General features: G+C 69.6%; 19 protein-coding genes. 4 read left to right on the forward strand and 15 right to left on the reverse strand.

Annotated elements, in window-relative coordinates; genetic code table 11:
• From AC2YHJ_RS26265 to AC2YHJ_RS26295, 7 genes are all read right to left on the reverse strand, one after another.
• On the reverse strand, window positions 1-243 hold a 243-nt coding region (locus AC2YHJ_RS26265; protein ID WP_487399148.1), incomplete at its 3' end, for a biotin/lipoyl-containing protein.
• A gap of 18 nt (window positions 244-261) precedes the next feature.
• Window positions 262-1,635, reverse strand: a complete 1,374-nt coding sequence (locus tag AC2YHJ_RS26270) for a pyruvate dehydrogenase complex E1 component subunit beta (RefSeq protein ID WP_487399149.1) — start codon at window positions 1,633-1,635, stop codon at window positions 262-264.
• Window position 1,636: 1 nt separating this feature from the next.
• On the reverse strand, window positions 1,637-2,659 hold the full coding sequence (gene pdhA / locus AC2YHJ_RS26275) for a pyruvate dehydrogenase (acetyl-transferring) E1 component subunit alpha (RefSeq protein ID WP_487399150.1): 1,023 nt from the start codon (window positions 2,657-2,659) through the stop codon (window positions 1,637-1,639).
• 155 nt (window positions 2,660-2,814) lie between these two features.
• Entirely contained in the window at window positions 2,815-4,530 is a 1,716-nt protein-coding gene (locus AC2YHJ_RS26280) for a mucoidy inhibitor MuiA family protein (RefSeq protein ID WP_487399151.1), read from the reverse strand.
• Window positions 4,531-4,627: 97 nt separating this feature from the next.
• Entirely contained in the window at window positions 4,628-4,912 is a 285-nt protein-coding gene (locus AC2YHJ_RS26285) for an FtsB family cell division protein (RefSeq protein WP_487399152.1), read from the reverse strand.
• Between the two features lie 172 nt (window positions 4,913-5,084).
• A complete protein-coding gene (gene eno / locus AC2YHJ_RS26290) occupies window positions 5,085-6,362 on the reverse strand; it encodes a phosphopyruvate hydratase (protein ID WP_487399153.1) in 1,278 nt (425 codons plus the stop codon).
• A 118-nt stretch (window positions 6,363-6,480) separates the two neighbouring features.
• On the reverse strand, window positions 6,481-7,359 hold the full coding sequence (locus tag AC2YHJ_RS26295; protein WP_487399154.1) for a hypothetical protein: 879 nt from the start codon (window positions 7,357-7,359) through the stop codon (window positions 6,481-6,483).
• A gap of 108 nt (window positions 7,360-7,467) precedes the next feature.
• On the opposite strand from AC2YHJ_RS26295, the gene AC2YHJ_RS26300 reads away from it, so the two are divergent.
• Entirely contained in the window at window positions 7,468-7,914 is a 447-nt protein-coding gene (locus tag AC2YHJ_RS26300) for a MaoC/PaaZ C-terminal domain-containing protein (RefSeq protein ID WP_487399155.1), read from the forward strand.
• Here AC2YHJ_RS26300 and AC2YHJ_RS26305 read toward each other — a convergent pair.
• Together AC2YHJ_RS26305 and fusA are read right to left on the reverse strand one after the other, a co-directional pair.
• A complete protein-coding gene (locus AC2YHJ_RS26305) occupies window positions 7,904-9,196 on the reverse strand; it encodes a hypothetical protein (protein ID WP_487399156.1) in 1,293 nt (430 codons plus the stop codon). The two genes, AC2YHJ_RS26300 and AC2YHJ_RS26305, sit on opposite strands and share 11 nt — an antisense overlap.
• 212 nt (window positions 9,197-9,408) lie before the next feature.
• Window positions 9,409-11,490: an elongation factor G gene (gene fusA, locus AC2YHJ_RS26310; RefSeq protein ID WP_487399157.1), complete on the reverse strand. Its 2,082-nt coding sequence runs from the start codon at window positions 11,488-11,490 to the stop codon at window positions 9,409-9,411.
• Window positions 11,491-11,720: 230 nt separating this feature from the next.
• Between fusA and AC2YHJ_RS26315 the strand changes: the two genes are divergently transcribed.
• The gene (locus AC2YHJ_RS26315; protein ID WP_487399158.1) at window positions 11,721-13,022 is read left to right on the forward strand and encodes a DUF1800 domain-containing protein; all 1,302 of its coding nucleotides are present in this window, start codon (window positions 11,721-11,723) and stop codon (window positions 13,020-13,022) included.
• Window positions 13,019-14,218, forward strand: coding sequence for a DUF1501 domain-containing protein (locus AC2YHJ_RS26320; protein WP_487399159.1), 1,200 nt, complete (start codon window positions 13,019-13,021; stop codon window positions 14,216-14,218). Before AC2YHJ_RS26315 ends, AC2YHJ_RS26320 begins: the two co-directional genes overlap by 4 nt.
• A 1-nt stretch (window position 14,219) precedes the next feature.
• Here the strand turns inward: AC2YHJ_RS26320 and uraH are convergent, their stop codons facing one another.
• From uraH to AC2YHJ_RS26345, 5 genes are all read right to left on the reverse strand, one after another.
• Window positions 14,220-14,582: a hydroxyisourate hydrolase gene (uraH, locus tag AC2YHJ_RS26325; protein ID WP_487399160.1), complete on the reverse strand. Its 363-nt coding sequence runs from the start codon at window positions 14,580-14,582 to the stop codon at window positions 14,220-14,222.
• Window positions 14,583-14,589: 7 nt separating this feature from the next.
• Window positions 14,590-15,591, reverse strand: coding sequence for a hypothetical protein (locus tag AC2YHJ_RS26330; RefSeq protein WP_487399161.1), 1,002 nt, complete (start codon window positions 15,589-15,591; stop codon window positions 14,590-14,592).
• On the reverse strand, window positions 15,588-16,250 hold the full coding sequence (locus AC2YHJ_RS26335) for a hypothetical protein (protein ID WP_487399162.1): 663 nt from the start codon (window positions 16,248-16,250) through the stop codon (window positions 15,588-15,590). The genes AC2YHJ_RS26330 and AC2YHJ_RS26335 overlap by 4 nt, the downstream gene beginning before the upstream one ends.
• A complete protein-coding gene (locus AC2YHJ_RS26340; RefSeq protein ID WP_487399163.1) occupies window positions 16,247-16,951 on the reverse strand; it encodes a hypothetical protein in 705 nt (234 codons plus the stop codon). Before AC2YHJ_RS26340 ends, AC2YHJ_RS26335 begins: the two co-directional genes overlap by 4 nt.
• An 85-nt stretch (window positions 16,952-17,036) precedes the next feature.
• Window positions 17,037-18,221 carry a urate hydroxylase PuuD gene (locus AC2YHJ_RS26345; protein WP_487399164.1) on the reverse strand — a complete coding sequence of 395 codons (1,185 nt, stop codon included), beginning with the start codon at window positions 18,219-18,221 and terminating at the stop codon, window positions 17,037-17,039.
• A 149-nt stretch (window positions 18,222-18,370) separates the two neighbouring features.
• On the opposite strand from AC2YHJ_RS26345, the gene serA reads away from it, so the two are divergent.
• Window positions 18,371-19,621 carry a phosphoglycerate dehydrogenase gene (serA, locus tag AC2YHJ_RS26350; RefSeq protein WP_487399165.1) on the forward strand — a complete coding sequence of 417 codons (1,251 nt, stop codon included), beginning with the start codon at window positions 18,371-18,373 and terminating at the stop codon, window positions 19,619-19,621.
• Window positions 19,622-19,782: 161 nt separating this feature from the next.
• Here serA and AC2YHJ_RS26355 read toward each other — a convergent pair whose 3' ends face one another.
• Complete coding sequence (locus AC2YHJ_RS26355; protein WP_487399166.1) at window positions 19,783-20,805, reverse strand: amino acid ABC transporter substrate-binding protein; 1,023 nt, start codon at window positions 20,803-20,805, stop codon at window positions 19,783-19,785.
• Window positions 20,806-20,858: the final 53 nt, after the last annotated feature.

Raw genomic sequence — 20,858 nt, forward strand, 5'->3', positions numbered from 1 at the left:
CCCGGCCTCGACCAGCACCGCGATCACGTCGTTCACCTTCACGCCCTGGGCGCCGTCGGGCACGACGATCTTGCCGAGGATGCCCTCGTCCACGGCCTCGACCTCCATCGTCGCCTTGTCGGTCTCGATCTCGGCGATGACGTCGCCCGCCTTGATGCGGTCGCCTTCCTTCTTCAGCCAGCGCGCGAGATTGCCCTCCGTCATGGTCGGGGACAGCGCCGGCATCAGGATATTCGTGGCCATGGATCGTTCCCCCGCGCCTTACTTGTAGGTCACGCTTTTCGCCGCATCGACCACCTGTTCGAGGCGGGGCAGCGCGAGCTTCTCAAGGTTCGAGGCATAAGGCATCGGGACGTCGAGCCCATGCACGCGCACCGGCGGCGCGTCGAGGTGATCGAAGCAGGTCTCCATGATCTGCATCGCCACCTCGGCGCCGATGCCGGCATAGGGCCAGCCTTCCTCGAGCGTCACCAGGCGGTTGGTCTTGCGCACCGAATTGGCAATGGTCGCGGTATCCAGCGGCCGCAGCGAGCGCAGGTTGATGACCTCCGCGCTGATGCCCTGCTCGGCGAGCTTCTCCGCCGCCTGCATGGCGAGGCCGACCATGATCGAGAAGGCGACGATGGTGACATCCGTCCCCTGCCGCTCGACCTTCGCCTTACCGATCGGCAGGACGAAATCCTCGGCGGTCGGGCATTCGAAGGAATGCCCGTACATGATCTCGTTCTCGAGGAAGATGACCGGGTTCGGATCGCGGATCGCGGCTCGCAGCAGGCCCTTCGCATCGGCGGCCGACCAGGGCGCGACCACCTTCAGCCCAGGGCAATGCGCGTACCAGGACGCATAGCACTGCGAATGCTGCGCGGCGACGCGCGACGCCGCGCCATTGGCCCCGCGGAAGACGATCTGGCAGCCGAGTTGGCCACCCGACATGTAGAGCGTCTTGGCCGCCGAATTGATGATCTGGTCGATCGCCTGCATCGAGAAGTTGAAGGTCATGAACTCGACGATCGGCTTCAGGCCCGTGAAGGCCGCGCCCACCGCCATGCCGGTGAAGCCATGCTCGGTGATCGGCATGTCCATCACGCGGCGCGGGCCGAATTCGTCCAGCAGGCCCTGGCTGATCTTGTAGGCACCTTGGTACTGCGCGACCTCCTCGCCGATCAGGAACACGTCCTTGTCGGCGCGCATCTCGACGGCCATGGCATCGCGCAGCGCCTCGCGCACCGTGATGGTCGTCGTCGGGCCCCAATCCTTCTCGGCCTCGGGGGCGCGCGGCTCGGCGGGAACGGTCACCTCGGAACGCTGCTTGGTGCCGCTCTCGGCAATCATCATCTCATTCTCACGCGGATTCTTGTTGGTGATGCCGTGCATGGTCTGCGCGGCCCCCCCGGCGCCGCCATCAAGTTCCGCGATCGGGCTGTTCACCGCGACACCTTCGGTGCCCTCGGGCACCACGATGTTGGTGATGGTGCCTTCGTCGACCGCCTCGACCTCCATCGTCGCCTTGTCGGTCTCGATCTCGGCGATGACGTCGCCGGACTTCACCTTGTCACCGACATTCTTCAGCCAGCGCGCCAGCTTGCCTTCGGTCATGGTCGGCGAGAGCGCCGGCATGAGGATCACCGCACCCATGTCACTGCGCCTCCACCAGAATGTCGGTCCACAGCTCGCTCTCGGGCGGCTCCGGGCTTTCCTGCGCGAAATCCGCGCTGTCCTGGACGATGGCCTTCACCTCGTCGTCGATGACCTTCAACTCGGCCTCGGTCGCGGCGAAATGATCGACCAGCAGCTTGCGCGCCGTCTCGATGCAGTCGGAGGTCTCGCGCATCTTCTGCACTTCCTCCCGCGTGCGGTACTTGGCGGGGTCGGACATGGAATGGCCGCGATAGCGGTAGGTCTTCATCTCCAGCAGGTACGGGCCCTTGCCGGCGCGGCAGTGGGCAACGGCGCGCTCGCCGGCCTCGCGCACGGCGATCACGTCCATGCCGTTCACCTGCTCGCCCGGAATGCCCCAGGCCGCGCCGTTCTGCGACAGGTCGCGCGAGGCCGAGGCACGCTCGACCGAGGTGCCCATGCCGTATTTGTTGTTCTCGATGATGAAGATGCAGGGCAGCTTGAACAGCGCCGACAGGTTCAGGCTCTCATAGACCTGCCCCTGGTTCGATGCGCCTTCCCCGAAATAGGCCACGGCCACGCGGCCGTCCTGGCGGTACCAGTTGGCAAAGGCGAGGCCAGCGCCGAGCGACACCTGCGCGCCGACGATGCCGTGGCCCCCGTAGAAGCCCTTCTCGCGGGAGAACATGTGCATGCTCCCGCCCTTGCCCTTGGAGTAGCCGCCGATGCGCCCGGTCAGCTCCGCCATGACGCCGCGCGCTTCCATCCCGGTGGCGAGCATGTGCCCGTGGTCGCGATAGGAGGTGATGACCTGGTCACCCTCCTTGAGGCACATCTGCATGCCGACCACGACCGCTTCCTGGCCGATGTAGAGGTGGCAGAAGCCGCCGATCAGGCCCATGCCGTAGAGCTGGCCGGCCTTCTCCTCGAAGCGCCGGATCAGCAGCATGTCGCGATAGGCCCTGAGAAGATCCGCCCGCGCTATCGGCGGCTCCTTCCCCTTCCCGCGGCGCTTGGTGGTGGTCTCCGTGGCCTGGGCCATGCGGCGTCTCCCTCGGGAAGGCTGTCTGCCGCCTATTAGGCGCCAGACAGCGAAATTCGCAAGCCGGGGCCGCCGAAAATCCTTCTATTGCAATGCAATAAGACACTTAACCGAAATTTGGTTAAGTGTCTCATGTGCCATGATCTGCGCCGGGATCAGCGCCCCGGAAGGCCCTGCACCTGCCGGTCGCGCGGTGCCGTCACCGTATAGCCGAAGCGGATGCGGCGCTCCTGCTGCGGGGCCAGCGTCATGGTCCAGGCGACCACGCCTGGGCGGTCATCAACATCGCGCGCGCTCGGCGCCGGGTCGGCCTGCATCGCGACCGTCAGATCCGCGTCGGAGGACACGGGTAGCTGATCCTGTATCGTGACCTCGATCGGCCGCGCATGGAAGCTGCGCAGCGTGATCAGCGCCTCGAAATTCTCGGTGCTGGTGCGGCCGGTCAGCAGGCTGCCCTCCTGGGCGCGGCGCCGCGCCTGGGGTTCATAGGCAACGCGAATGCGGTCATCGGCGCCGAAGGCAAGCGAGATCTCCTCCCCCGCGCGCAGCAGCGGCAGGGAGGTGCGGCCGACGAAGACGCCATCGAGATGCAACGACGCGACCCCGGGCAGGGTCGGCGCGGCAGAGGCATGGGCGAAACGCGCCCGCAGGAAGGCCCGCGGCGCCAGCCGTGGCACGGCGAAGGCCGAGACGGTGGCGTCCGCCGCCAGGTCGGCGATGCGCACGCGGCGTTCGGACCCGTCGGCGCGCACCGTCGCACGGCCGGGGATCACGTATTCCACCGCGAAGCCCGCCGCCTGCACCGTGGCAGCCACCGCCTGCGCCTGCTGCCGGGGCGCTTGCTGTTCGACGAGCGGCTGCGGCGCCGATGCAGGCGCGGGAACCGCGCCGCGGGTGGCGACACCGCCGACCACGCTGTCGCGTGCCAGGCGTTCACGCTCCAGCCGCGCCGGATCGACCAGGGCGATGCGCCAGGGCGACAGGCTCGGCGCCGCGGTGCCTTCCGCCGGCCGGGCGGTCGACAGGGTCAAGGCCACATCGGTCCAGTCCTCGCCACTCGTCTGGGCGACGATCGCTTCCTGCCGCAGGGCGACGCGCGCGGCCTGGCTGTCGAGCCGGACCTCATAGACGGGCAGCCAGCGGGCGCCGCCGATCTGGTAGGTGATCTCAAGGTCAAGGCGCGTCGGCGCCGACGCCTGGACGCTGACGGCGATCTCCAGCGCTCCCGGGGGTGGTCCACCCAAGGTGGCGAGTTCGGCCTTCAATGCCTCCCGCCCCTGTTCCGCGGTGCGGCGTTCGAGTTGCAGGCGCCGCGTCGCCTCGGCGGCTTCGGCCGTGCCGTCACGCACGGCATCCCAGGCAGCGCGCCAGGCGGCGGGATCGGCCGAAAGGCGCGGCGGCGGCTCATTCGGCGGCGTCGGCTGGCGTTGTGCGGTGACGAAGCCTCCGGCCAGTCGTTCGATCAGGCGCAACTGCGCCGCCTGTGCCGAGATCCGCACGTCGAGCGCAGCGATGGCGTCCTCGATCTCCCGCAACCGCGCTTCCAGCCCGGCGCGGCGGGCGTCGACATCACGACGGTCGAAGCTCGCTTGGCGCAGCTCGACCGCACCGATGGACACCGCGCCGGTGGCTTGACCGCGCGCCGTCACGCTGTCCCTCAACACGCCGGCGGGCACGCCCGACAGCACCAGGACGCTATCGCCGGCCGGCAGTTCCGCCGCGCCGCGACGCGTGACGGTGGCCTGTTCGGGATAGACGGTGACGGCGACTGGCGGCGCGGTCAGCGCGATGCGGCCAGGCGCTGGCTGGGCGATGGCCGGCCACGCCAGGGGCATCAGGGCCAGGGCAGCGAGCATCGAGCGTCGGATCATGGCGGCCTCCGCGTTTCGCGGCAGGATCGTCCCGTGGATCAGCGCGGCGCAAGCGGCCTGACGTGATCTGGCGCACCGCACATGCGCGGCCCGAGGATCAATAGAGGCGCCGCTCCGGCGCATAGGGCACGACGATCTCGTCGCGCCCGACCATGTTCAGCAGCGCGCGGGCGCGTTCGTCGAGTTGGTCGCGATCCACCCGGTCGCTGCGCAGGCCGGTGACGCGGCGTTCCATGGCGTCGCGATCGGCTTCGGCGCGCGCCAGTTCCGACCGCGCGGCCGCAATGTCCGCCAGCCGCTGCTCGCGCGCGATCAGCCCGCGGTCGCCATGCATCGCATGCCAGGCGAAATAGCCCGACAAGGCCACGAAGAGGCACGGCATCGCGATGGCCTGAATGACTCGCCTGAGAAAGCGCAACGCACACACCTGACGTTTGGCGACACGGCGATTCTAAACACCAGCGCGAATCCGTGTCACGCGCTTCGTCCAGGAAATCATCGCGGCGCCCAAATTTTCTGCGGGCGCCGCGACAAAAGGGACTCAGTGGGCGCGATCAGCGCCGCAGCACGCCCCGCCCGGCATAGCGCGCCGCGCCGTCAAGACCCTGCTCGATGCGGATGAGCTGGTTGTACTTCGCCAGCCGGTCGGACCGCGACAGCGAACCGGTCTTGATCTGCCCGCAATTCGTCGCGACCGCGAGATCGGCGATGGTCGCGTCCTCGGTCTCGCCGGAACGATGCGACATCACCGCGCGATAGCCGGCACGATGGGCGGTCTCGACCGCCTCCAGCGTCTCGGTCAGCGTGCCGATCTGGTTGACCTTCACCAGGATAGCATTGGCGGTCTGCCGCTCGATGCCCAGGCGCAGGCGCTCGGGGTTTGTGACGAACAGGTCGTCGCCGACCAGTTGCACCTTGGCGCCCAGCCGGTCCGTCAGCGCCTTCCAGCCCGCCCAGTCATCCTCGGACATGCCGTCCTCGATGGAGACGATCGGCCACTTGGCGCAGAGCGCCGCCAGGTAGTCGACCATGCCGGCGGCGTCGAGGGTCTTGCCCTCGCCTTCCAGCTTGTAGGCGCCGCCATGGAAGAACTCGGTCGCCGCGCAGTCGAGCGCGAAGACGACATCGTCGCCCACACGATGGCCGGCGGCCTCGCAGGCCTTGGCGATGAAGCCCAGCGCCTCGTCAGCCGAACCGATGTTGGGGGCGAAGCCGCCCTCATCGCCGACATTGGTCGAATGGGCGACGTCGTGCAGCGCCTTCTTCAGCGCCATGAACACCTCGGAGCCGATGCGCACGGCGTCGGCCATCGTGCCGGCGCCGACCGGCATGATCATGAATTCCTGGATGTCGATCGGGTTGTCCGCGTGCTTGCCGCCATTGATGATGTTCATCATCGGCACCGGCAGGGTGCGGGCGAAGACGCCGCCGACATGGCGGTACAGCGGAATGCCGAGATCGGCCGCCGCCGCCTTGGCCACCGCCAGCGACACGGCGAGCATCGCATTGGCGCCGAGCCGCGCCTTGTTCGGCGTGCCGTCCAGCTCGATCATGGTCTCGTCGATCCTGACCTGATCGAAGACGTCCATGCCGGAGATCGCGTCGAAGATCTCGCCCTCGACATTGCCGACCGCCTTCAGCACGCCCTTGCCGCCATAGCGGGACTTGTCGCCGTCGCGCAGTTCCACCGCCTCATGCGCGCCGGTCGAGGCGCCGGAGGGCACGATGGCGTGACCGCGCGCGCCGCTGTCGAGCACCACCTCGGCCTCGACGGTCGGGTTGCCACGGGAATCGAGGACCTCGCGGGCGATGATGTCGGCGATGGCGGCCATGGGGGCGGCTCTCCGGTCGTTCTGGGAGCCGGCTGGCTACACTGCGCGCGGCGCCCCGCCAAGGTGGATGACACCCGGCGGCGGCTCGCGCCGGATTTTTTCGCGAGCGGCCGGCCCGCTACCGCGCCTGGGCCGCCAGCGCCTGCATGCGCGCCACTTCCCCCGCGAACGCCTCGACGCCGGCGGCGTCACCCGCGCCAGCCGCAGCATGCCCTGCCGGCAATGCACCGATCAGGCGATGCAGCTCCGCGCCCGCCACATCCGGCGGGTCGGCCGCGAGCCGCGCCTGGGCGGTGCGCCAGATCTGCATGCGCTGATCCGGGCTGAGGTTGCGGTCATTGCGCACGGTGTTGAGCATCGCGGTCTGCGCACTGCGCCAGGCCTCATGGCGCTGCGCCAGGGCACCACGCATCCCGACCCGCGCGTCATCGCCCACCACCGCGCGCATCAACATGGCGGCATCACCCATCGCACGCTGCCGCGCGGCGGCGAGGCCAGCCGCGTCGCTGCCCGGCGGTGCCGGTTCGGCGAGCAAGGCGAAGGCGTCCAGGCCACGCCGGCGCACCGCCTCGGACGGCCAGCGGCCCGGGATCGCGCGCAGGGTGGCGAGGCTGTCCCGCAACCGGGCCAGCAGCGCCGCGCCCTGCTGGCCCTCGGACGGCGCCTGGCCGGCGGACAGCGCCGCCAGGCGCTGCGCCTCCAGCAAGATCAGCTTCATGGCGGGGTCGAGCACCGCCCCGGCGGCAGGCGCCGCGGTGGGCGGCGGTGTGTTCGGCATGGTCCCGGAAGCGAAGCGCAAGGAGCCCGCCTCCTGCTCCTCCTGTCGCTCGCGCCGCGCCAGATGGTCCACCACCTGGCCCGCCGACTGATCCGCGGTGGCGACCAGCGCTGCGTAACGGCCGGCAGGGGTCGGCGGCAGTTGCGGTGCTGCGACGCAGCCGGCGGCCAGTAGCGCGAGGCCAAGCGCCGCCTTCGAAATGCATGGTGGGAAACGCATGGCTCCGGACTCCGGCGGGGCCGCGAAGCCTGCGGCAGGCCTCCGCCCTTCCGCAAGGTCCGCCGCCGGCGATTCCGCGTGATCGCAAAAGGCTTTAGGGTCGGCCCGATGATCGATCCCGTTCGTTCCCTCGATGACCTCACGCCCGGCCAGGGCTGGGACCTCGGCACGCTCAGCCTGCCCTTCGAGGAGGTCGTGGCCTTCGCCGCGCGCTATGACCCGCAGTACTTCCATCTCGATCCGGACGCGGCGCGCGAGAGCCTGTTCGGCGAACTCGTCGTCAGCGGGCTGCACACGCTGTCGGCCGTGTTCGGCCATGTCATGCGCAGCGGACTGATTGCGGACATCTCGATCGGGGGCAACCAGATCGACAGCCGCTGGCCGGCACCGCTGCGCCCGGATGAGGAGATCGCCGTTCGGGTCGAAGTCCAGGAGATCCGCCCCTCCCGCTCCGGCCGCCCGCTCGGCATCGCCAAGCTGCGCTACACGGCGCGGCGGGTGGCCGATGGCGTCGTGGTGCTGGACGCGGTCGGGACGCATTTCCTCAGGCGGTAAGCGGGCGCGCCTGGATGGCGCCATCCTCGATCGCGACGGCGACAAGCAGTTCGGCGGAATCCTCGGCGGCGCCGGCCCAGCCGGCCAGCACCAGCGTTCGCGGGCCGGGCAGCACGCTGCGCAGCCGCGCGATCGGCAAGGCCACGCGCCAGGCGACCCTGCCATCCGCTGCCACACGGATCAGGCCCAGCGGCTGCCCGCCTTCCCCATGCAGGATCAGCAGGCCGGGCGGTCCGGCGAGTTCCAACGCTGCCTCAGTCCCTGCGGTGAGGAAACCGGCGAGGGCAAGGCCGCTCAGGCCGGGCACGGTCGCGAGGTCCATCAGCCGGTCCGCCTGCCCAAAGCGGTTCGGTATGTTGGCGGGCCAGCCGGGTGGCGCGGCGGAGCCAAGCCGGACGGTGCCGCGCCAGAGTTGCTGCAGCACCCCGGGCGGCGGCGCGACCGTGGGCAGGAAGCGGCCCTGGATGCGCGGCGCGACGGGGGCGGCGAGCTTCACATCCTCCGCCGGCAGGCCCAGCCAATCGGCGCCGAGCCGTGCCTCCGCGACGCGGAAGGCGGTCGGCCCGCCCTGCCCGTGCAGCGCGCCCGGATTGAGCTGCGGCAACGGTCGCGGCGGCGGCAGGTTGGCTGGCGCCGCGCGAAAGTCGCGCGGGTCGAGCCGCCAGGCACCGGGCGGCGGGCCACCTTCCACCACCAGCGCATCGGTCAGGCGGAAGCCCCGCTTCTGGCCGCCGGCGAGGATTGCGGCGAGATCCGGGTTGAGTTCCGCCAGCCCCTCGGTATCCGCCAGGACCTGACCATCCACGGCCGAGACGGCGCCGAGGCCACCGAGCCAGAGCCAGATCGTCGCCCCCTGCTCGGCGATCAGCCCGGCATCGGGCATCGCACCGCGTGGGACGGAGGCGAGGTGCACGGCGAAGCGGGGCGCCAGGCTATCAGCGTTGAAGGCCAGCAACTCGATGCGCTCGCGCGGGGCCGGGCTGCCGGGTGCGTCGGACTCGTCCTGCTCGCTGCGGCGCGTCAGGAGGTAGAGGACGCCCTCCCCGCCCAGCATCGTGCGCAGCAGTGGTGGCACGAGCCGGCGCGGGCCGAGGCGCTGCGGCGCCGACGGCTGCTCGTCATCGGGCCAGAGGAACACCGCCGCGGCGCCGGCAGCCAGCAGTCCGGCGCTGCCGCCGAGGAGCAGCCGCCGCATGAAGCGGCCGCGCGGTGGCGGTGGCGCGACGGGATTGGGACCGCCAGCACGCACGCGGACCGTCTCGTCAGCAGGCGGCGGCGTCATGGGCGCGGCTTCGCGATGCCGTGCGTCATGCCGGGACGCACGACGCCGGCACGGCAAGAACGGCTGGTGCGAAGCGCATGGCAGGGATCCTCCCGGAAGATCAGCGAGAGGATGCGGCGGCGCGGCCGGACCCGGCAAGCGGTCCTGAAACGAAAACGGCGCGGAGGGGATCCCCTCCGCGCCGTCCCGTGAAGCCCTTCAGGCCGGGCTGATCAGGCCGACTTCGCCATGATCTCGTCCGCAACGTTGCGCGGCACCGGATCGTAGTGGTGGAACTGCATGGAGAAGGACGCACGGCCCTTCGTCATGCCGCGCAGGTTGGAGATGTAGCCGAACATCTCCTTCAGCGGGACGTGGGCGCGGACGATGACCGAGGTGCCGGCCATGTCCTGCGACTGGATCACGCCGCGGCGACGGTTCAGGTCGCCGACGACGTCGCCGACATGGTCCTGCGGGGTGGTCACTTCCACGTCCATGATCGGCTCGAGGATGACCGGGCCGGCCTTCTTCATGCCTTCGCGGAAGCAGGCCTTGGCGGCGATTTCGAAGGCCAGGGCCGAGGAGTCGACGTCGTGGTACTTGCCGTCGATCAGCGAGTACTTGAAATCCACGGTCGGGAAGCCCGCGAGCACGCCGGTGTCGGCCTGCATCTTGATGCCCTTGTCGACCGCCGGGATGTATTCCTTCGGCACCGAGCCGCCGACGACGCCGTTCACGAACTCGATGCCTGTGTTGCGGTCCTTCGGCTCGAAGACGATCTTCACCTCGGCGTACTGGCCCGAGCCACCCGACTGCTTCTTGTGGGTGTAGGTCTCGGTGTGCGTCTTCGTGATCGTCTCGCGATAGGCGACCTGCGGGGCACCGATGTTGGCGTCCACGCCATACTCACGCTTCAGCCGGTCCACGATGATCTCGAGGTGCAACTCGCCCATGCCCGAGAGGATGGTCTGGCCCGTCTCCTGATCCGTGCGCAGGCGCAGGGACGGGTCCTCACCGGCCAGCTTCTGCAGGCCGATCGTCATCTTCTCGATGCCTTCCTTGGTCTTCGGCTCGACCGAGATGTCGATGACCGGGACCGGGAAGGCCATGCGCTCCAGCACCACCGGATCGGAGGAATCGGCCAGGGTGTCGCCCGTGCCGGTATCCTTCAGGCCCACGAAGGCAGCGATGTCGCCGGCGGAGACTTCCTTGATCTCCTCGCGCTTGTCGGCGTGCATCTGGAACATGCGGCCGATGCGCTCGCGGTTCCCCTTGGTCGTGTTCATCACCATGTCGCCCTGCTTGAGGACGCCGCGGTACACGCGCACGAAGGTCAGGTTGCCGTACTTGTCGTTGATGATCTTGAAGGCGAGGCCGGCGAAGGGCGCGTTCTCGTCGGCCGGGATCACGCGACGCTCGGCGTTCTCATCCTGGCCTTCCTCGGGGGCGACCTTGATGCCCTCGATATCCACGGGGGACGGCAGGTAGTCGATCACGGCATCCAGCAGCGGCTGCACGCCCTTGTTCTTGAAGGAGGAGCCGCAGACCACCGGGCGGAACTCGCCCGAGATCGTGCCCTTCTTGATGGCGCGCTTCAGCAACTCGATCGAGACGTCGCCGTCCTCGAGGTACCGCTCCATCGCCTCGTCATCGGCTGCGACCACGGCGTCGAGCAGCTTCTCGCGGTATTCCGCGGCCTTGTCCTTCAGGTCGGCCGGGATCTCGACGACGTCGTACTTCGCGCCCAGGTCGTCGCCTTCCCAGACGAGCGCCTTCATCTCGACCAGGTCGACGACGCCCTGGAGGTTGTCCTCGATCCCGATGGGGATCTGCAGGGCGACCCAGTTGATGCCGAGCTTCTCGGTCAGCGTGTCTGCCGCGCGGAAGAAGTCTGCGCCCGTGCGGTCGAGCTTGTTGATATAGATGATGCGGGGAACGTTGTAGCGGTCGGCCAGGCGCCAGTTGGTCTCGGACTGCGGCTGCACGCCGGCCACGCCCTCGATCACGAACACCGCACCGTCGAGCACGCGCAGCGAACGGTTCACCTCGATGTTGAAGTCGATGTGGCCCGGGGTGTCGATGACGTTGATGCGGTGGTCCTTCCACTCGGCCGTCACGGCCGCGGAGGTGATCGTGATGCCGCGCTCGCGCTCCTGCTCCATGTAGTCGGTGGTGGTCGCGCCGTCATGCACTTCGCCGATCTTGTGCGACTTGCCGGTGTAATAGAGGATGCGCTCGGTCGTGGTGGTCTTGCCGGCGTCGATATGCGCCGTGATCCCGATATTCCGGATCTTGTCGAGGGGGGTGCGCGCCACGATGGGCCTCCATTAAGCAGAAATGGGCGCCCGCGCGGGAGCATCCGCTCCGCGCCGCCCCCAAGGGTTCACGCCGATCAGTCGGTGCGGCTATCTGCGACGTCCGGGCGCGGTTTGCAAGCGCCACCTGACAGTTTCTTCCCCGCATCGACGCCACCACGGCCATGCACGGCCCACACGACACGCTTTGTTGCGTGCCGTGGCTGCAGTGCTGCCTTAAAATAACGCCAATGGACGCCAAGCCTGCCATCGCCGCCATCCGCTTCGCCCAGGGGCGGCGCCCGAACGATCCGATCCCGGCCGATCCGGTCGCTTGGCTCGACTCGCAACTCGCCCCCGGCCTGCCCGGCCCGGAGTTGCCCGCCGATCTGCCCGTGACGCAGCCCGCGGTCTTCGCCGCCATACGGGAAGACACCGCCAATGTGCGCGCCGGCAACATGGCCCGGCCGAACCAGGCGCGCATCGTGCGGGAGGAAGCGGCGGCCGCCATCGCCCTGTCGATCGGCGGCCAGCAGGGCTTCCGGGAACGCCTGGTCGCCTTCTGGGCCAATCACCTCGCCATCGCCCGGAACCGCGTGCCGAACTACGCCGGCCTCTACGTCAGGGAGGTCATCCGTGGCCATGTCACCGGCCGTTTCGAGGACATGCTCCTCGCCATGGCGCGCCACCCGGCGATGCTCGCCTATCTCGACAACAACGGTTCGATCGGGCCGAACAGCCCGGCTGGGCTGCGCCGGCAGCGCGGCCTGAACGAGAATCTGGCGCGCGAGATCCTGGAACTGCACACCGTCACCCCCGCTGCCGGCTACAGCCAGGCGGACGTGACCTCCTTCGCCCGGGTGCTGACCGGATGGGGCTTCGAGACAACGCGGGAGCCCCTCGGCTTCGTCTTCCGCGCCCAGTCGCACGAACCCGGCCCCAAGACCGTGATGGGCCACACCTATCCTGAGGGCGAGGAGGGCGGCGTGATGGCGCTGACCTGGCTCGCCCGGCATGAGACGACGCATCGCCACCTCGCCACCAAGCTGGTCCGCCATTTCGTCGCCGACGACCCGCCGCCGGCTGCCGTGCAGCGGGTGTTCGGCGTGCTGCGGGACACGCAGGGGGACCTCGGCGCCGCCGCGCGGGCGCTGATCCGCCTGCCCGAGGCCTGGGACACGCCGCTGGGCAAGCTGCGCAACGCACAGGACTACGTCATCGCGGTGCTGCGCGCGGTCGAGGCACCGCCGGACGCCGCGCAAGGCGCCATCGGGGTGGTGCAGTTCCTCGGCCAGCCCTGGTGGAACCCGCCGGCGCCGATCGGCTTCCCGGACAACGCCGCCGCCTGGGCCGCGCCGGAGATGATGGTCCGCCGGATCGATTGGGCGAACGGCATTGCCGCACGCGGTGCCGGGCGAGACGCCGCCGACCTCGCCGAGACCGTGATCGGCCCGCTCTGCCGTCCCGAAACCTTGCGCGCGGCGGCGCGTGCCGGTTCGGCGCGGGAAGCGCTGACACTGATCCTGGCCAGCCCGGAGTTCCACCGCCGATGACCGCCCATCTGCCCGCCCTCGGGCGCCGCACGCTGCTGCTGGGCCTCGGCGCGGCCATCACCCTGCCGCGCGCGCGCGTCGCCTTTGCCCAGGCGCCGGGGGAGGCACGGCTCGCCGTGGTCCTGCTGCGCGGTGGTCTCGACGGGCTGTTCGCCGTGCAGGCCTATGGCGAGCCGGGCTTCGGCGAGTTGCGCGGCCCCCTCGCCCTGCCCGAACCGGGCCGGGAGGAGGGATTGCTCGATCTCGGCGGCCGCTTCGGGCTGCATCCGCGCATGCCCCAACTGCACGCAATGTATACGGCGAATGAGGCGATGGTGGTCCATGCCGTGGCTGGCAACTGGCGCACCCGCAGCCATTTCGACGCGCAGGACCTGCTGGAATCGGGCGCCGACCAGCGCCTGGCGAGCGGCTGGCTGAACCGCGCCCTGTCGGCGGTGCCGGCACGCCCAGGCGCGCAGCCGAACGGCCTTGCCGTGGGCACCGACCTGCCTTTGCTGATGCGGGGCCCGACGCAGATCGGCACCTATGCGCCACGCGGCGGCGGCGTGCCCTCCCCCGACCTGCTGGCGCGCATCGCCGAGCTGAACGCCGCCGATCCGCTGACGGGGCCTGCCATCGCCGAGGGATTGCGGGGGCGTGGCTATGCGACCAGTACCCTGGGCGAGGATGGCCGGGCCCGGCCGCAACCGGGCGGGCAGTTCCGCGCCCTGGCCATGGCCGCTGGGCGGTTGATGGCGCAATCGGATGGGCCGCGCGTCGCGGCCTTCGAGCTGACCGGCTGGGACACCCATGCGCAGCAACTGACGCGGCTGAACGGCCCGCTGGCCCAGCTTGATGACGGGCTGGCCGCGCTGAAGGAAGCGCTCGGCGCGCATTGGCGCCGGACTGCGGTACTGGTGGTGACCGAGTTCGGGCGCACCGTGCGCATCAACGGCACGGCCGGCACCGACCACGGCACCGGGGGCGTGGCGTTCCTGGCCGGCGGCGCGGTGGCGGGCGGGCGCGTCGGCGGCGACTGGCCCGGCTTGTCGGAGCGCGCTCTGTTCCAGGGGCGCGACCTTGCGCCGACCACCGATATCCGCAGCCTGGCCAAGGGGCTGCTGCGCGATCACCTGAAGCTGCCGGCCCAGGCGGTCGCCCGTGCCTTCCCAGGCAGCGATCTCGCCAGCCCGACGAACGGGTTGGTGCGCGCCTGATTCAGGATCCGCGATAGGTGCTGTAGGACCACGGCGTGCAGAGCAAGGGCACATGATAGTGCCCCACGCCGTCGGCCAGGCCGAAATTCACCGCCACCACATCGAGGAAGAGCGGGTCCGGCGCGATGCCGCGCGCGGTGAAGTAGGCGCCGATATGGAAGCGCAACTCATGGCGCCCCGCGCGGAAGGCCCCGGGCGGCAGCAGCGGGTCCACCGTCCGGCCGTCCACATTGGTCACCGTCTCGGTCACCTGCGCCGGTTCCGGGTCCAGCCGCCACAACTCGATCCGCACGCCGACGGCCGGAATGCCCTCGGCCGTATTGAGCACATGGGTCGAGAGCGTGCCGGGGCCATTGCCTGCCATGGGAACCTCAGAAGCTGATGCCGATGCCGACCGATGTGCCGGTCACGTTGTTGTCGCCCATGAAATACCGCGCGACGAGACGGATGCGCGAGACGTTGAGCCCGACGGCACCGAATTCGTAGCGGCCGACATCGATCTCGATGCCGCCGCCGAGCTTGGCCGCCCAAGAGAAGCCAAGCACGTCCTCCTGGTCGCCGAGATAGGAGGTGAAGGACCCGTCGAGCACCCAGCGGACCGGCCGGCCGAAGGCCTCCAACCCGGTCGGCCAGCGATAGCGCGCCCACAGGCCGAGGGTCTTGGCGGTCGAGCGGCCGCGCGCCGCCACGATCGTGTCGCCGAACGTCTGCAGCTGGATCTGCGTGTAGCGCAGCTCCACATCGATATCGCGCTCGGGACGATGGTCGTAATAGGCGAGCATCAGCGACCCGCCGAGGCCCCAGACGTTCACGTGCCGGTCGGTCAGCGCCGAGACGTCGCGGTCCGTCCGGTAGTTGACGAAGGACCCGAACAGGGAGGCATCGGAGGCGGCATAGCCGCCCGCCAGGTTGAAGATCGGCCGCAGCCACAGGTAGTCGCCGAGCTGGATGTCGTAGCCGACCCCGACCGTGGCGGCGACGTTGTTCCAGCGCAGCGGCGTCTGCCGGGGCGGCAGGTCGGTGAAGACTGCCCGCGGATCATAGCGCGCCGTTCCGAGATAGCCCTCGAGCCAGAGCGGGAAGCTCTCCGCCACCGTGAAGCCCGCGCCGATCTGGCTGAGCGTCATCACCGAGGATCCGAGTTCGGATTGGGCGGATCCGCGGTTGATCTGGATCGAGTTCGCCGACCCGTCCGGCGTCATGTTGTAGCCCATCAGGCCGAGCACGCCGGCCCCACGGGAGCCCAACTGGCCACGGATGTCGTCGATGCGGCCAAGGATCGCCTCGATTCGCTCACCGGTCGGCTGGGCCATGGCCATCGACGGCAGGCAGACGGCCGCCGTGATGGTGAGGAACCAGCGCAACCGCTTCACCGGGCCGGCCCGCTGGCGGGCATGACCGGGCGTGGCAGGGCCAGGACCGATCGCCGCATGCGGTCCTCGGCGGCGCGGATCATCTCCACCATCGCCTCATCCGTGATGTCGCCGGCGCGGGCGGCGAGCAGCGCGTGGTCTTCCCCGATGCGCACGATGATCGCGGCGTATTGCGCGCGCGCCGTCGCGATGGCGGGCGGTTCGCCGGGTTCGGCATTGCGGCCGATCGCCGCCGTCAGCGCGCGGACCAGCGCCTGTACGGAAGGGTCGGTGACGCCGAGCGCCTCTCGCAGCCGCGGCGCTTGCCAGTTCTGCCGCGTCGCGCGACGGAGGAAGGCGCCGAGCTCGGCAACCGGCTGTTCCCCACCCGTGCCCGCGCGCCCCGCTTGCTTCGCGAGATCGACGAAGGGGTTCTCCGGATAGGGCAGCACGCCGTCATCGGCCATACGCCCGAGCGCGGCGAGGTAGGTCGCCAGCGCCTCCCGCATCGCTAGCGCGCCCTCCCGCACATCGGCCGAGGCAGGGGGTGGCAGACGACCGGCGGGGAAATCGGCGGCGAGGCTCGCCGTGCGCGCCCAGTCGCGCACCGGGGTGTAGTCAGGCGCGTTGCAGGCAGCAGGCAGTACGGCAAGCGTGGCCAGCAAGGCGCGGCGCATCACGGCTGCACCACCGCGCCGACCGTTCCGGCCGGGTCAGGCCGCAATCCCACCGCGGGGTCGGGTCCGAGGATCAGCGCCAGCCGCCGCAAGCGGTCCTCCTGGGCCAGGATCTCGCGCGCCACTTCCCTTTGCCGGATGTCCGACGCTCGCGCTTTCAGCAAGGCATGCCCCTCCCCGATCGCCGTCAGCACCTGGCGGTAGGTTTCCTCATCCGGTCCCGTCATGCCGGCCGTGCCGCGCGACAGAGTGCCGATCAGCACCTGCACCGGCGGATCGGCGGCGCGGATCAACGGCCGCAGGCGCAGATCCTCGATCACCGTCGGCGACCCGGCGCTGCGGGCGCGTGCGCCCGGCTCGGGATTGGCCGCGCGGGCGGCGGCAAGCAGCCGGCCGATCTCGGCCGCCGCGGGCCCCGCCGCGGGGTCGGCAGCGGCGGCGCGTGGCACCAGCGGGGCGAAGGCTTCGGCACGGAAAGTCAGTGTGCTCTCCTCCGTCGCCAGCACGGAGAGCGCATAGAGATAGACGGCGAGCGCCTCCTGCTGTGCCAGCGCCCCGTCCCGGGCGGCGGCCACCGGCGCCACCGCGCCGGGGTGATCGGCCAGTACGCTGGCGAGCCGCGCCCAGTCGCGCGGCGCGGTGTTGGGTGGCAAGGCGCAGCCGAGCAGCAGCACGACAGGGAGCATGGTGATCGCGGACCGCATCACGACTCGCTCCCCCTGCCCCCGGCTTCAGTCCACGTCCTTACAGGTCGCGCCGCCGTAACGGCAACGCCGCCGCCCGCACGCATCAATCCGCCGGGGCACCCGCCGCGACCCAGGCGAGCAGCTTCACGCGTTCCTCCGGCGTGATCTCGGTCATGTTGCCCGGCGGCATCGCTTCGGTCTGCACCTGCTGGCGCATGGCGGCGGCCCAGCGGCGGATCTGGGCCGGCGTCTCCATCATCACGCCCTTGGGCGGTGCGGCGAAGCCATCCATTGTCGGGCGCGCGGCATGGCAGGCCACGCAGCGGGAGGCGACGATGGTCTGGACCTCGGCGAAGGCGGGCGCATCGGCGGCGCTGCCACTGGCGCGTTCGGGCGCGCCCGTCCAGATCAGCAGGGCGACGACAGCCGCCCCCGCTGCCGGCAGCCAGACCGGGTTCGTGCCCTTCTGCCGCAACACGAAGTATTGCCGCACCAGCGCCCCGGACAGACCGATCGCCAGCAGCACCAGCCAGTTCCAACGCGACTGGTAGGTCATGGGGTAGTGCGGCGAGATCATGATGAAGATGACCGGCAGCGTCAGATAGGTGTTGTGCACGCTGCGCTGCTTGCCCCAGCGGCCGTACTTGGCATCGGGCGCCTCGCCCTTGCGCATCGCCTCGACCATCTTCCGCTGGCCGGGGATGATGACCATGGCGACGTTCGCCACCATGATCGTGCCCGTCATCGCGCCGACCTGCAGGAAGGCGCCGCGCCCGCCGAACAGGTGGCAGGAGACGAGGGCAACGACGGCCAGCGCCGCCGCGCCGATCGCACCCAGCACCGCCTCATTGTCCCCGAGCTTCGAGCGGCACAGCAGGTCATAGCCGACCCAGCCGCCCACCAGCATCGCCGCGCTGATCAACACCGCGAGCCAGGGGGTCATGTCGAGCACCGCGGGATCGACGAGATAGGTCGAGGCCTGGCCCCAATAGATCAGCACGAACAGCGAGAAGCCACTGATCCAGGTCCAATAGGCTTCCCATTTGAACCAGTGCAGCATCTCGGGGAGCTTCTCCGGCGCCAGCAGGTATTTCTGCTTGTGGTAGAAGCCGCCGCCATGGATCGACCATTGCTCGCCGGCGACGCGAGGGTTGCCGTCCTTCGCCGGCTCCAACTGGTTGTCGAGGCCGATGAAGTAGAAGGACGTGCCGATCCAGGCGATGCCGGTGATCAGGTGCAGCCAGCGCAGCAGCAGATTGGCCCATTCCGAAAGATAGGCAGCGTCCATCGAAGCATCCCCGCGCGGCGAACCTGGCCGCTGCGTTGCAACATGCCGGGTCCGGCGGCCTGCCTGCAAGCGGCGCCCGGCTGGCTGCCCTTGTCTCGCGGGCGCGAAGGGAGCAGGTAGCGGCCCCCCATCCCAGTTCCGGCGCCCCGATGTCCCCGACCCGCCTGTCCCTACCCAAGGAAAAGATCCGCATCCTGCTACTCGAAGGCGTGTCCGACAGCGCGCTGGAGAGGCTGGCCGATGCCGGCTACGCGACCGTGAAGCGGGAGGCGAAGGCGCTGGAAGGTGCCGCCCTGATCAAGGCGATCAAGGGCGTGCACATCCTCGGCATCCGGTCCCGCACCCAGGTGACGGCCGAGGTGTTGGAAGCGGCAGACCGGCTTTTCGCCATCGGCTGCTTCTGCATCGGCACCAACCAGGTGGCGCTGGAAGAAGCCGCCAACCGTGGCATCCCGGTGTTCAACGCGCCCTTCTCCAACACGCGATCCGTCGCCGAGCTGACGCTGGGCGAGATCGTGATGCTGATGCGCGGCATCTTCCCCAAGTCGAATGCGGCGCATCGGGGCGAATGGGACAAGTCGGCGGCGAATTCCTGGGAAGTGCGCGGCAAGACGCTGGGCATCGTCGGCTATGGCAATATCGGCAGCCAGTTGTCCGTTCTGGCCGAGGCCTTCGGCATGCGGGTGATCTACTGGGACCACACCGGCAAGCTACCGCATGGCAATGCGCAGCCGATGACCTCCCTGCCCGCGCTGCTGGCGGAAGCCGACGCGGTGACGGTGCATGTGCCCGAGACGCCGGACACGGTGAACATGATCGGCCAGGCCGAGGTCCGCGCCATGAAGAAGGGCGCGGTCTTCGTGAACAACGCGCGCGGCACGGTGGTCGATCTCGATGCGCTCGCCGAGGCCCTGCGCGATGGCCACCTGCTGGGTGCCGCCGTCGATGTCTTCCCCGTCGAACCGGCGCGCAACGGGGAGGCCTTCGTCTCCCCGTTGCAGGGCCTGCCCAACGTCATCCTGACGCCGCATATCGGCGGTTCGACCGGCGAGGCGCAGTGGCGCATCGGGGAGGAAGTCTCCCGCAAGCTGATCGAATTCTCCGACACCGGGGCGACCTTCGGCGCGGTGAACTTCCCGCAGGTGCAGTTGCCGGCACGGCCGACAGGGGCGCGCTGGGTGCATGTGCATCGCGACGCGCCGGGCATCCTGTCGCGCATCAATGAGAGCTTCGCCAAGCGCGGGCTCAACATCTCCGGCCAGTATTACCAGACCGCCGGGTCGATCGGCTACGTCGTGGTGGACAGCGTCGAGGCGAAGCGCGACGCGGAAGCGATCCTCGCGGAATTCCGCGCCCTGCCTGGCACGATCCGCGCGCGGCTGATCTACGAGCGGCACTGAGCATCCGGCGGCGCGGCAACCTTGCCGCCGCCACCGCGTTCCCCCGCACAGACATTCATGTCGTGCGAAGGAAGACTCCGATGAAGTCCCTCGTGTTGTGGCTGCTCGGCGTGCCGGTGGTCGTGATCATCCTGCTGAACCTGTTCGGCGCCCTGGGCTGATCAGCGAATCGGCATCGCGTACATCAGCCCGCCGCGCGTCCACAGGTCATTGACCCCGCGCGGCAGGCCGATGGGCGAACCGGCGCCCAGGTTGCGGTCGAAGATCTCGCCGTAATTCCCCACCGCTTTGATTGCGTTGTAGGCCCAGCGCCGATCGAGGCCCATCAGCGGCCCATGATCCCCGGAGTTGCCGAGCAGGCGGCGGATGCTCGGGTTCTGGCTGTTCAGCATCTCATCGACATTGGCTTGGGTGACGCCGAGTTCTTCCGCCTCGATCAACGCAAACATCGTCCAGCGCACGATGTCGAACCATTGGTCGTCGCCATGCCGGACGGCCGGCGCCAGCGGCTCCTTCGAGATCAGGTCGGGCAGGATGATGTGCTCCGACGGATCGCGCTGCGCCGTGCGCATGCCGGCGAGTTGCGAGGCATCGGTGGAATAGGCGTCGCAACGGCCGGCGCCGTAGGCGTTGCGGGCTTCCTCGTTGCTCTCAAAGACCAGCGGCTGGAAGCGGATATTGTTGGCACGGGCCCAGTCAGAGAGGTTGAGCTCGCTGGTGCTGCCGGCCGTGGCGCAGATCGTCGCGCCTTCGAGGTCCCGTGCGCGCTGCACCCCGGTGGACCGCCGCACCAGGAAGCCTTGCCCGTCATAGAAGTTCACGGCCGTGAAGTTCAGCCCATTCGCGGTGTCGCGGTTCTGCGTCCAGGTGGTGGTGCGCACGAGCACGTCGATCTGGCCCGATTGCAGCGCCGGCAGCCGCGCCGGGGAGGAAACCGAGACGAAGCGCACCTTGGCGGCGTCGCCGAGTACGGCGGCGCCAATGGCGCGGCAGGTATCGGCATCGAGGCCGCGGTAGATGCCCTGGCTGTCCATGACGCCGAAGCCCGGTGCCGCATTGGGTGCGCCGCAGAGCATGGCGCCGCGCGCCTGTACCGCCGCGAGCGTCGGGCCGGGCTGGGCGGGTTGCGCGAGGACCGGGCCGGCGGCGAGCAGCAGCGCGGCAACGAGAGGCAGCGGATTCATTCTAGTCACCTCGTGATGGCTTTCATCCCACGGCATCCGCCTTGGACGCCCGG

The organism is Roseomonas sp. SRI_022, from assembly GCF_057586215.1.

Bases quoted from the DNA above. Each gene is read 5' to 3' on its own strand.
- AC2YHJ_RS26270 (WP_487399149.1), bottom strand. From the start codon at position 1,635: ATGGGTGCGGTGATCCTCATGCCGGCGCTCTCGCCGACCATGACCGAA.
- pdhA (WP_487399150.1), bottom strand. From the start codon at position 2,659: ATGGCCCAGGCCACGGAGACCACCACCAAGCGCCGCGGGAAGGGGAAG.
- AC2YHJ_RS26280 (WP_487399151.1), bottom strand. From the start codon at position 4,530: ATGATCCGACGCTCGATGCTCGCTGCCCTGGCCCTGATGCCCCTGGCG.
- AC2YHJ_RS26285 (WP_487399152.1), bottom strand. From the start codon at position 4,912: ATGCCGTGCCTCTTCGTGGCCTTGTCGGGCTATTTCGCCTGGCATGCG.
- eno (WP_487399153.1), bottom strand. From the start codon at position 6,362: ATGGCCGCCATCGCCGACATCATCGCCCGCGAGGTCCTCGATTCCCGT.
- AC2YHJ_RS26295 (WP_487399154.1), bottom strand. From the start codon at position 7,359: ATGCGTTTCCCACCATGCATTTCGAAGGCGGCGCTTGGCCTCGCGCTA.
- AC2YHJ_RS26300 (WP_487399155.1), top strand. From the start codon at position 7,468: ATGATCGATCCCGTTCGTTCCCTCGATGACCTCACGCCCGGCCAGGGC.
- AC2YHJ_RS26305 (WP_487399156.1), bottom strand. From the start codon at position 9,196: ATGACGCCGCCGCCTGCTGACGAGACGGTCCGCGTGCGTGCTGGCGGT.
- AC2YHJ_RS26315 (WP_487399158.1), top strand. From the start codon at position 11,721: ATGGACGCCAAGCCTGCCATCGCCGCCATCCGCTTCGCCCAGGGGCGG.
- AC2YHJ_RS26320 (WP_487399159.1), top strand. From the start codon at position 13,019: ATGACCGCCCATCTGCCCGCCCTCGGGCGCCGCACGCTGCTGCTGGGC.
- uraH (WP_487399160.1), bottom strand. From the start codon at position 14,582: ATGGCAGGCAATGGCCCCGGCACGCTCTCGACCCATGTGCTCAATACG.
- AC2YHJ_RS26340 (WP_487399163.1), bottom strand. From the start codon at position 16,951: ATGCGGTCCGCGATCACCATGCTCCCTGTCGTGCTGCTGCTCGGCTGC.
- AC2YHJ_RS26345 (WP_487399164.1), bottom strand. From the start codon at position 18,221: ATGGACGCTGCCTATCTTTCGGAATGGGCCAATCTGCTGCTGCGCTGG.
- serA (WP_487399165.1), top strand. From the start codon at position 18,371: ATGTCCCCGACCCGCCTGTCCCTACCCAAGGAAAAGATCCGCATCCTG.
- AC2YHJ_RS26355 (WP_487399166.1), bottom strand. From the start codon at position 20,805: ATGAATCCGCTGCCTCTCGTTGCCGCGCTGCTGCTCGCCGCCGGCCCG.